The sequence below is a fragment of the Methylacidiphilum sp. Yel genome, from assembly GCF_004421185.1.
In the GTDB taxonomy this organism is placed as follows: domain Bacteria; phylum Verrucomicrobiota; class Verrucomicrobiia; order Methylacidiphilales; family Methylacidiphilaceae; genus Methylacidiphilum.
The window spans coordinates 1-10,362 of sequence record NZ_LXQB01000005.1; the positions used below are offsets into that span (position 1 = coordinate 1).

At 42.1% G+C, this 10,362-nt stretch carries 11 protein-coding genes, 1 tRNA gene and 3 pseudogenes; 6 read left to right on the plus strand and 9 right to left on the minus strand.

The annotated features are described in order from the left end of the window. Positions 1-166: 166 nt before the first annotated feature. The 6 genes and pseudogenes from A7Q09_RS11390 to A7Q09_RS00735 all read right to left on the minus strand — a co-directional run. Positions 167-492, minus strand: a pseudogene (locus A7Q09_RS11390) (recombinase family protein); the annotation flags it as partial. A 51-nt stretch (positions 493-543) separates the two neighbouring features. After that, a complete protein-coding gene (locus A7Q09_RS00715) occupies positions 544-1,254 on the minus strand; it encodes an SDR family oxidoreductase (protein ID WP_134389418.1) in 711 nt (236 codons plus the stop codon). 74 nt (positions 1,255-1,328) lie between these two features. Next, positions 1,329-1,922, minus strand: coding sequence for a 5-formyltetrahydrofolate cyclo-ligase (locus A7Q09_RS00720; protein ID WP_134389419.1), 594 nt, complete (start codon positions 1,920-1,922; stop codon positions 1,329-1,331). 87 nt (positions 1,923-2,009) lie between these two features. Further along, on the minus strand, positions 2,010-2,195 hold the full coding sequence (locus A7Q09_RS00725) for a hypothetical protein (RefSeq protein ID WP_134389420.1): 186 nt from the start codon (positions 2,193-2,195) through the stop codon (positions 2,010-2,012). A gap of 141 nt (positions 2,196-2,336) precedes the next feature. Next, on the minus strand, positions 2,337-3,020 hold the full coding sequence (locus A7Q09_RS00730; protein WP_134389421.1) for a lipid-binding SYLF domain-containing protein: 684 nt from the start codon (positions 3,018-3,020) through the stop codon (positions 2,337-2,339). 99 nt (positions 3,021-3,119) lie between these two features. Continuing rightward, positions 3,120-3,674, minus strand: a complete 555-nt coding sequence (locus tag A7Q09_RS00735; RefSeq protein ID WP_134389422.1) for a hypothetical protein — start codon at positions 3,672-3,674, stop codon at positions 3,120-3,122. A 728-nt stretch (positions 3,675-4,402) separates the two neighbouring features. On the opposite strand from A7Q09_RS00735, the gene A7Q09_RS00740 reads away from it, so the two are divergent. Further along, positions 4,403-4,474 (plus strand) — tRNA-Thr (locus A7Q09_RS00740). A 353-nt stretch (positions 4,475-4,827) separates the two neighbouring features. Then, positions 4,828-5,895 (plus strand): hypothetical protein, encoded by a 1,068-nt coding sequence (locus A7Q09_RS00745; RefSeq protein ID WP_134389423.1) that lies wholly within the window; start codon positions 4,828-4,830, stop codon positions 5,893-5,895. A 373-nt stretch (positions 5,896-6,268) separates the two neighbouring features. Here the strand turns inward: A7Q09_RS00745 and A7Q09_RS11195 are convergent, their stop codons facing one another. Then, positions 6,269-7,003 carry an RNA-guided endonuclease TnpB family protein gene (locus A7Q09_RS11195; protein ID WP_134389428.1) on the minus strand — a complete coding sequence of 245 codons (735 nt, stop codon included), beginning with the start codon at positions 7,001-7,003 and terminating at the stop codon, positions 6,269-6,271. Beyond that, positions 6,990-7,613 (minus strand): annotated as a pseudogene (locus A7Q09_RS00755) (IS607 family transposase); the annotation flags it as partial. The pseudogene A7Q09_RS00755 and the gene A7Q09_RS11195, both read right to left, overlap by 14 nt. A 227-nt stretch (positions 7,614-7,840) precedes the next feature. Between A7Q09_RS00755 and A7Q09_RS00760 the strand changes: the two are divergent. Further along, positions 7,841-8,428, plus strand: a complete 588-nt coding sequence (locus A7Q09_RS00760; protein WP_134389424.1) for a protoglobin domain-containing protein — start codon at positions 7,841-7,843, stop codon at positions 8,426-8,428. 35 nt (positions 8,429-8,463) lie between these two features. On the opposite strand, the gene ispF is transcribed toward A7Q09_RS00760, so the two are convergent. Beyond that, entirely contained in the window at positions 8,464-8,964 is a 501-nt protein-coding gene (gene ispF, locus A7Q09_RS00765) for a 2-C-methyl-D-erythritol 2,4-cyclodiphosphate synthase (RefSeq protein ID WP_134389425.1), read from the minus strand. Positions 8,965-9,038: 74 nt separating this feature from the next. Between ispF and A7Q09_RS00770 the strand changes: the two genes are divergently transcribed. The 3 genes and pseudogenes from A7Q09_RS00770 to A7Q09_RS00780 all read left to right on the plus strand — a co-directional run. After that, positions 9,039-9,908, plus strand: a complete 870-nt coding sequence (locus A7Q09_RS00770) for an NAD(P)-dependent oxidoreductase (protein WP_134389426.1) — start codon at positions 9,039-9,041, stop codon at positions 9,906-9,908. 11 nt (positions 9,909-9,919) lie between these two features. Continuing rightward, positions 9,920-10,090, plus strand: a complete 171-nt coding sequence (locus A7Q09_RS00775) for a cupin domain-containing protein (RefSeq protein WP_134389429.1) — start codon at positions 9,920-9,922, stop codon at positions 10,088-10,090. 65 nt (positions 10,091-10,155) lie between these two features. Then, a pseudogene (locus A7Q09_RS00780) lies at positions 10,156-10,287 on the plus strand (transposase); the annotation flags it as partial. Positions 10,288-10,362 lie beyond the last annotated feature (75 nt).

Genomic DNA, 10,362 nt, shown 5'->3' on the forward strand with positions numbered 1-10,362 from the left:
TTTATTGGATTTCAATTGTTCTTTTCTGTTCATACATAATTATACTACATATAGCTATAATTTATCGCCTTATATCCCCATGCCTGAAGGCAGGGGCATTACGGCGATGGATGGTAAAATAGAAAGAACTCATCCCCTCGCTATAGGTTTTTCATTCCGCCGTTCCGTTCATACCAGAACCCAGCTCCGCGATCAGCTCGAATGTCCAGCCTTGCCGGGCACAAAACAGCTCATGAACCTGTTTTTGCCCTTCCAGATCGTCTTTCTAGTCGTGACTGGACACACGGGCATAGGCGGCAATGGTGCGGCTTACCTTCTCCGGCGCATGAAATTGGTCTGGCCGAAGCCGCACAAGGTCGTAGCGTCATCGCCCCCACCTGCAGTGCGTTCATCGGGTTGGAGCTTGCCCTCGCGCTCCCAGCGCTGTAGTGTTTGCGACGCAACCTCCAGGAACTCGGCGGCCTCTTGAATGCTGACTAGCTTGGGCGACATGTTTAAAATGTACATTTATGAGAAGGAAAAAGCAACTTGTATAGCAACTGTTCAAGCCCCTTTCCGTGGAATCACAATTTCGGTCAGCCAACAAGCTTCCGATAAACTCAATAGATAAAGAACCGTTTGAGCGATATCTTCGGGTTGTATGTAGAACATTCCTTCGACTCCAGTCATCGGAGTGGCTACCATCCCGGGGCAAATTGCAGTCACTTTTATATTGTACCTTTTCCCTTCATCAGCCATGGCTTTAGTCAGTCCCATTACGCCAAACTTAGAAGCGCTATAACCTGCTGTATTCGACCAAGCATCCACTCCTGCCAGAGAAGAGATATTGATAATATACCCTCCTGTCTGCTGCTTTTTCATCTGCTTAAAAGCTTCCCTTGAACACCAAAATGTTCCATAAAGATTGGTTTTGAGCATCCGATCAAAACTCAAGGTGGACAACTCTTCTAATGGAGCATAAATCCCAACGCCGGCATTGTTCACAAGGATATCTATGCGACCAAAACAATTGATTGTTTCAGTAATAAGCCGGAGACAACTTTCTTCTTTAGAAACGTCGATTTCTAAAGGTAGACTTTTAGCAAATGTTTTGGTTTCGATTTCTAAAGCGACTTGTTGATTTAACTCCATTCTTCTAGAAGCAATCACCACACTAGCTCCGGAAGCAGATAGAGCATAGGCAATTTCTTTGCCTATACCACTGTTTGCACCTGTTACTATGGCGATCTTACCATTTAAAAAATTAGCTTGCATAGACTACCTTCAGCTCAGAACCTACTCATGCAGCAAGCCCCCTAAAAGCTCTCTGAAATGACCAAAAAAAGTATTTAAGATCGCAAAACGACTCGAATCAATTCCTTTTCAGTAATAATAAGATCCAGCCGTTGATCATGAGGTTCGGTATAGATTTTATGGATTTCCTGGAAAGAGAAATAAAGACCAATTCGACACACTTTCGATGGAAGTGTGGAAAGATAGCGATCATACAATCCAAGGCCTCTTCCAAGCCTTTGTCCTTGACGATCAAAGCCAACTCCTGGAACAAGAATCAGATCCATGTCTTGGCTTGAAACTTCGATGCAGGAAGACTTCGGTTCCATGATTCCCATGAAATTTTTTTCTAGATCTTCCTTTTTCTCTACTTCGAAAAACAAAAGTTGCTTCCCTGCCACTTTTGGGAACAAAACTTTCTTTTTGCTGGCTTTGGCTAATCGGAAAATATCAGAAGTATCCGGTTCAGAAGGGAGAGAAGAATAAAGGGCTACAACCCGAGCATCTTGCCAGACCGGATGGCTGCACAACCGATATGTGATCTCAATGGAAGCTTTTTTTCGATCCTCCTCCCTCAAGCAACCCATCACTTTAGATTTTAAAAGCCTCCTTTGAACCTGTTTTAAAGAATAAGATGTAGTAATAGCCATTTAGTATAAAAATCTGAAAAAAAAGAAAATGTAAAACAAAAAAGAAAATATAAAGTCTTTCTTTATTCTATGCCATTTTTTGAAGTTTTACTCATGACGTCGTTGCAAAAAAAGATTGTGCTCTATAAGCTTATTAAGTTTTTCATCACGAGAAACATCGGAATTCTTTATTAATTTACCCATTGCTTCTACCGCAGGATCCTTAGGTAGAATCTTTTTTTCTTTTTTTTCTCTCTTTTTCATGAAAATAAATTTTACTATTTTTTTTTTCACTCTTTTTTTTATAGGCAATATTTTAGCCTTCAAAATGAATAACAAAAGAATTATTACAATTTTTACTTAAAGAAGGAAATAGGTAGATATTCCATAATATTTTCCCTATTTCTATAGAGAAACCATCAGGGAAAATAATATTTACTTAGGGTAAGGTTCATTCAATGTATCGATAAGGCTCTGGGCACTTTTAGGCGGTTGTACCTCTCCAGAGAAGATTTCAGAGGGACTAACTGCTCTATGGTAATAGCGTTCATTGACTTCTGGTTCTTCACGAATTTCTATCCCTTGCAGCGCAATTCCACCAAAGAGACCTTCAGTGGATCGGTAAGTATAGATATTACTTTTAGGTTTTATCAAAGCCTGCCTTTCGCTTTCAGGGCCAGCCACCCCACTCATTTCTCCTGTTAAGTGGACTTTGCCCCCACGAGAAAATTGTCTAACGGCTTTGTCTGAATTAAGAATAATCACATAGTCAGTTTTGGTTCCTCCCACTTGTAATCCCACCCCAATGCCACTTACTGAAATTGCCGATGGCCCCGACCAACCTCCAATGGGAAGTCGCACAACAACAAGACCTTTACCGTATTCTCCACTAATGACAAAACCACCTTTGGTTACTTCAAGATAAGCTACCCCTTTTGCTTTATCCCATACTGATTTTGGAATCTTCCCTTCCTGTTTAAACTGATGAATGACTGCAGAGGCATCGGAGACTATTTCTTTTAAATTCCAAGAGGCATGGAGTGGCCTCATCAGGCCAAAAAAAGAAAGAATAAACGCAATCAGAAATCTATTAAAAAAAAGAGAAGGTTTTGAGTTCATAAAGGTAATTCTCTGATAATCAAAATAATTAGCTTAAGCAATCTTTTTTATAATTTCTAAACCTCACTATTGATGTAAAGAAGGAATGGAGAGAGAACGCTACTTTTTTTCTTGGTTCTTTTCTTGAGAGATTGGTCTTTTTTCAGCTGTGCCATCCGCTCTTACATAGACCATCTCCCCGGAATGAAGTTGAAAAGTTTCATTTTTTACATTTAACAAGAGGGTTGCTTCTCCTTGTTCTGCTGCATACTGTTGTTCGCCAGGAGCATAAGAAGCATAAAATCTTCCTGATGTCTGAGAAGTAAATGTCCCCCCTTTTGTAATCACCTTAAAATCCTTTGAACTGAACTCGATCTTGCCTCTATCTAGCTCGAAGACAATAGGATTTTCATTTTTTAAAGTAACGACCGTAAGGCTATCCACTGTCACTTCTTCCCCCTTATCTTTCCATCCTATTGTGCATACTGAAAAGTAGTCTGTTTTTATAACTTGGCCTACTTGAATAGAACTACCTGCTTGGACCGGTATGCCATAGGTAGTAACCACGCTATTCTGATCCCCGCCTTTAATCGATGTGATTTCGGCTGCATAACAAACAATTGGAAGAAGACTGAAAAATAAAAATACTTTTATCGGGAATAAACTTTTTTTCATAAAAAATTTTTTTAACAATATGTTTGTTAATCAAACAAAAATTGCAAGCATTTACCTCATTGTACTTTGAAGATTTTAGGATTTTTTCCTATTAATGGCTTTTGTCTTTGTATCTTTCCTTTTGCTTTTTTTAGCATATCTCTTTATTGGATGGAAGGATAGAAAAAATAGAAAGGCAAAGGATTTTTCTTTTACAATGATGGCTCATAAGGGAGCTGGGCAAGAATAGCTTTCCCATCGAGAGGATTGAATGAAATTCTTTGGCTGGCTCCCTCTTGTTTTTTGGCTTGAATGTATCCCTGATAAAGCTAGGATAACAGGAATGATATAAGAGTAGATCTGCCTGGGCAGAAGTATTGACTACGGTGAAGCAAATGATCGGTTCGAGTGCTTGACCTGGAACAGGCCGGGCTTGTTTAGTTTGTGTCTGGAATGTGGTAACTGCCACTAGCTCTGGAAACAGGGAATGGACAAAATTTAGCTTGTAGAACCAGTGGGAGGTTATTGGCTGGCTGAACACATGGATAGCATTGGCATTAGATCAGTGATGCTTGTTTCCAAAATGCAGCAGAATATCTCCTACGCAGTAGGAGGCTGAACAAGAAAGTTCTCTGGTTTAGTCGCACCTCCAGCCCAGCACCTGAAATGGGCTATGTTCCCTAGAAGGAGCACACAGTTTGAAGAACCTGTAAAGAAACCCATTCCTAGGGGAGTAGCTAGGGCACATTGCCGGCTTAGCTCAGAGGTAGAGCAACGGTTTTGTAAACCGTGGGTCGAGGGTTCGAATCCCTCAGCCGGCTCTTCTTCCTTCTAGAATTGCTTCGGTAGCTGTTTTAAGTTTTTTTTCCCCCCAATAGACCAGAACCCACCAAAAAGAGCCTAATTGGCATTTCAAAGAAATGCACTTCCAGCCTTAAGCAACACTAGGATCTTCAGACTTTAGGCTTGAAAAGACTGTAGAGCATCCATTCTTGGAGACGTCTTTACTCTCTCTCTCTACTTTTTCGCCAGCTCCATGAGGCGGTATTTCAAATCCATTGCGGTTAATTTTATGGCTACTGGGCAATAAGTTAGATGGATCAACATTATTTTCTTTTTTCTCTAAGCAAGACGAAAAAGGGCCAATGGATTTAAATTAATCAAGGATCTCATCGTGAAAAAAATAATAACTATTGGCACCACCATTATCATTGTTATTGTATTTGTCTCCTTCTATCTTTTTAAGTTTCATCTTGGCTTCCTTCTCGATATTCATAAGGCTTATCTTACCCTAGAGAAAAATAGGCCAACCATCGATCAAATTGAAACAGCTGTCGAACAATCCATTCCAGAATATCTGAGCATCATAGAAATCAATATAGAGCAGATAGAACAAACCCCCATCGGCTTGCGTATTGACTGTTCCGTTAGGGTTTCGGTCGACATGGATATCTTCAAAGTTGCTTCCACCCCTATCCTTCAAAACCCAGAGGAATTAAAATCTATTGATCTAATTCCAAAAGATCTTAGAGAGATGGCAATTAAAGAAATAGAAAATACGGTATTTATTCCTTCGCTTCCATCTGGAATGAGTTACGATTACACACATCAACAAATAGCTTTTAGACAAGGAGAAGAGATTCAGCTAAAGGCAGCTGTCAGAGCTTCGGAAAATTCGCTAGGAGGATGGACCCTTGAAGCTGAAATAGAGGATGCTCCATGGAGTATTAAAACTCCAGGAACCTATCTAAAAACGGCTTTGCAGATGGCCAATGATAGGAGAGATGAAATCTTGGCATGGGAACAAATTTGGCGTAAATACTTAGAGTTAGAACAACATCCAAAAGAAAAACAGGAAGCTTTGAGAAGGTTTGCTGAACAGAAAAAGAAACAGCCACCTCTTTCCCCAAAACATGAAATGGTTGCAACGATCGAAAAAGCAACAAAGGAAAAAATCAAAACTAATAAAGAACACCCCTACGCTAAATTTGAGCCATGCTTTGTCAAGGTTGCCTTCTTTCGGGCAGCCGCTGTTTATAGAAAAACAGGCACGGATGTCACCATTCGCATTACAAGAACCCTAAGAGTATTATCTTATACCATTCCAGAAGGTACCAGAGCCTTTGGTAAGGTAATAAAGAATGATGGAAGAAATGGCATGGATGTACAATTTACTCGAGCGATCCTTCCAAGAGGTACAATCGTAAAATTCAACAAAAGGGCAAAGATAATTCCTATATAATAATCTCTTAGCCTTTATATTCACATAGAGACATCCTATCTTCCATTCGTTTGTTTAGGAAGCAGTTTGGAGCAATCTAGAAAACCCCTTCCTACCGTCCCATCGGTTCCAAGCGCTCTGGAAAGCTGTAGGCAATAAAAGCTAATCTTAATTAGTGCTGCAAACGATAGAGGCAGGTAGCTTAGGCCACAAGACGATTCCCATAGCCATCATGTGGCCCAACGAAAAGTGTATGCCGACACCTTTTGTTGGCATCCTAGACAGGATGCAAAGAAACTTTGCCGACCCTCACCACAAGCCCAAGCCTGTGTTCCTATCTCTTTAATATTCCGTTCCGTCAGACTTACTCGTTCCTGCTCACACAAGAACAAAGCTAACTTTTTGCTTCACAGAGGACAGTTTTTCCCATCGTCATGCGACAGCGGCTAGAGTTTTTTTCTCCACCGGCTTCACATTTGGCGGAACTCGCCATAGGGCCGTTTAGGACGGCCAAACCATGCTCTAGGATATTCCTGGCCGCATTCACCTCCCGGTCGTGGATGCTTCCACACTCCGGGCACACCCACTGGCAAATGGTCAGCGGCAGTGCTTCCTGGACCGTCCCCCATGCCGAACAGCTCTTGCTGGACGGAAACCAGCGACCAGCGACAAGCACCAAACCACCACGCCTTTCTGCCTTGTATTCCAGTTGTCTCCGAAACTCGAAGAAACCCATGTCGGATAGGGAGCAGGGCAAATTCCGGTTCTTCTTCATGCCGCGCACGTTCAGCTCCTCGATAGCGATGGGATGAAACCGTCGCGTAAGATCGGACCTGAGCTTGTGCGAGGCGTCCTGCCGGATGTTGGCAATACGGGCATGCAGCCTTGCAAATCCAAGCCTTGGCTTTGGTCCGATTGGCCGACCCCTTTTTCTTGCGCAAGAGATTTCTAGAGAGTCGCCCCAATCGCTTGAGCAAGGCCCTGTGCGGCTTGGGACCGAGTACCTTTTCTCTTCTGGAGAGTGTTGCCATGGCCGATACCTCCAAATCCACCATGGTCGCGCCTTGGTTTTCGGCGGGATGCAGGGGGATAGCGTCGGCATCTGTGGCGCGTTCTTTCCGGATACCATCCAACAGTTTCTGGTTCTTGCCCAAGCGACTACCGTAGAGTCGTGCACTGAACACCGTGATGCTCTCCAGCACGTCCTTGGCTAAATCTTCTTCAAAGGTCCTGTCCTCACCCTGGTTGAGGATGAACACTTCCAGGTTTTTTGCCTCGCAGATGGCGAACACCAGTTCCGCCCCAAAGCCCGTCAGTCGGTCCTTGTGGGTAATGAGCAGGCGCCCAACTTCACCGCCGATGATCGCATCCAGCAGGCGCTTCAGGCCTTTTTTGTGGTAGTTCATGCCAGAACCCAGGTCCGCGATCAGCTCGAATGTCCAACCTTGCTGGGCACAAAACAGCTCAAGAACCTGTTTTTGCCCTTCCAGATCGTCCTTCTAGTCGTGACTGGACACACGGGCATAGGCGGCAATGGTGCGGCCTACCTTCTCCGGCACATGAAATTGGTCTAGCCGAAGCCGTGCAAGGTCGTAGCGTCGCCGCCCACCTGCTGTGGGTTCATCGGGTAGGAGATTGCCCTCGCGCTCCCAGCGCCGTAGTGTTTGCGGCGCAACCCCTAAGAACTCGGCGGCCTCTTGAATGCTGACTAGCTTGGGCGACAGGTTTAGAATGTACATTTATGAGAAGGAAAAAGCAACTTGTATAGAAACTGTTCAAGCCCTCCATTTCTATGATCTGCCAAAGAGTATATTAAATAAGAAAAAAGCCAGAATGACGAGGCTTTAGGCATTTCCCTAATAGCTATACGGTTTTGGAAGAGGTATAATAAGAATTTTCCCTAAAAAAGAGGCAAGTAGCTTCCCTTATTTTCCATTCTCCTTCCATTTGCTAAGTTTTGGATTTTATGCATGCCAATATAGTTGCTGTCACTCAATTTATTCTTGAGCAGATGCCAGAAAGTTGCCGGTTCAACCAAAAAGATGGAGAAATACTGCTCTCTTTAAGGCCTTATCTTTATCCTTTAGAAGCCAAACTTGTCAACGGATTTTATGACCTTCTGTATAGTCATCCTCCAACGGCTTCTATTTTTGATCCAACGGAAAGAGAAAACAGGGAATGGACACTTAGAAATTGGTGGAGACGAACGTTAGATGGTCCCTTTGATCTACAATATTGGGCATGGCAAGCAGCGGTAGGCATTATTCATATTCGGAGGAAAGTCAAAAATCCAATGATGATAGGTATGTGGGGCTGGATATTGAATTTCATTGGGAAAGAAATTTCAAATTATCTTTCCTACAAGGAATTTCTAAGCGCTACCGAAGTCTTGCATCGGCTGGCTGCAACAGCCCAAGCATTGACCGCCGAAAGTTATTTGCACCACTACCTTATTGCACTTTCCCAAGCAACAGGCACAGAGCTGCAACTCCTTGACCGGCTTGTTCTTATTGAATTAACTCAGATCCAGGAATTTTTGTCCCAAAGACACTGATTCATTGCTTAATGACCCATTGATCTTCGATCCTCTTAGTGAGACGAATAGGAAGGAACATGGGCGCTAGAGAGAAGGCAGCTGGCAAAAGCAGCGATTCCCTCAGCTCTTCCAAGAAACCCAAGTTTTTCGTTTGTTGTGGCTTTGATCCCAATTTGGGAAGGATCAATCCCTAAAGACAAACTTATTTTTACTTTCATTTCATCGATAAAAGGAAAAAGTTTTGGCTGTTCACAAATAACGACAGAATCTATATTTTCAACTTTCCAATTCTCTTTAGAAAGCAGCTGGCTAATTTCATTTAAGAAAATTAAACTAGAAATATCCTTCCATCTTTGCTCCGAATTAGGGAAAAAGAAGCCAATATCTCTTTTGCCAATAGCTCCAAGGATAGCATCAGCCATTGCATGAATTAACACATCGCCATCAGAGTGGCCCAAAAGACCATATTCAAAAGGTATTTCTACTCCGCCAATAACCAGCTTTCTCCCTTTAACCAGCTTGTGCACATCATATCCAATTCCTGTTCTGATCATGGTCATAAATTAACGGATGCAAAAAAAATAAAAATCTATTTTTTTTTTATTCTTTCCTTTGATTTAATTTTTATGTGAGCGTTCATAAAATTGCTCTCATAGGGACTGGACTACTTGGTCACAGCATAGCCGAAAGATGGCTGCTTACTAACCACTCTCTTTTGGTTTACAACCGTACCGCTGCTAAAGCAATGGATCTTGTTTCTCTTGGAGCAAAGTTGTGCAGCTCTGTTTCTGAAACCATAGAAGCTGCCAATGCTATTTTCCTTATCCTTTCCGATGCCACCGTTACCAAAAATCTCCTTTTTGAACCTAACGTGCAAACTGCCTTCCATGGAAAAACTTTCTTTCAAATGGGAACTATTAGCCCGGAGGAATCCGAAGAGCTAGCACTCAAAATCCAAGAAAAAGGAGGGTCTTTTGTCGAACTGCCTGTATTAGGGAGCAAAAATGAAGCAAAGAGTGGGACCCTTCTTTTGATGTTTGGAGGCAGTGAGGAAGAATACCACCGTTGGTATACGCTTTTATCAGCGCTAGGCAAAGTTTTTTTCACAGGGGATCCAAGAAAAGCCGCCGTTTTGAAACTCGCCTTGAATCAACTTATTATTTCTTCTATTATTGCCTTCTCTACAAGCCTCTCAATGGTCTTAAAAGAAAGGATCGATCCTGAGCTCTTTATGGAGATCCTCCGAAAAAGTAGTCTTTATTGTGCGACTTTCGATAAAAAACTGCCTCGAATTCTAAACAAAGATTATTCTTCAGCTAATTTTACTTTAAAGCTGCTCTTAAAAGACCTAACACTATGCTCGAAAGAAACAGAAAAGCTTTCGATCCAATCGGAGCCTTTAAAAGCCTACGAAAAGCTTATCCAGATGGCTATCGATCAAGGTTTTGAAAATAGTGATTATTCTTCTGTTTTCGAAGCCATTTATCAAACCCTATGAATAATAAATCCATGGAAATTCTAATAGAAAAAAATCCGACCCAGCAGCGGCTAAAGGAACTCGGCGTTAGTCACTGGCCGATATGGGAAAAAGATGTTTCCAAATTCGACTGGCAATATCCAGAAAAAGAAAGTTGTTATCTATTGGAAGGAGAAGCAATAATTTACCATCCATCGCCGTAATGCCCCTGCCTTCAGGCATGGGGATATAAGGCGATAAATTATAGCTATGTGTAGTATAATTATGTATGAACAGAAAAGAACAATTGAAATCCAATAAAAATATTGTATCTACCTGCAAGTACCATATTGTATGGTGTCCGAAGTACAGGCGTCCTGTTCTTGTTGGCGATATTGCTCAGAGGCTTAAAAGTCTCCTCATCAGTATATAGAGAATCAGAAAAACGTATGACAAAAACCATAGAGTTCAGACTCAAGACCAACCGTTTAATTGA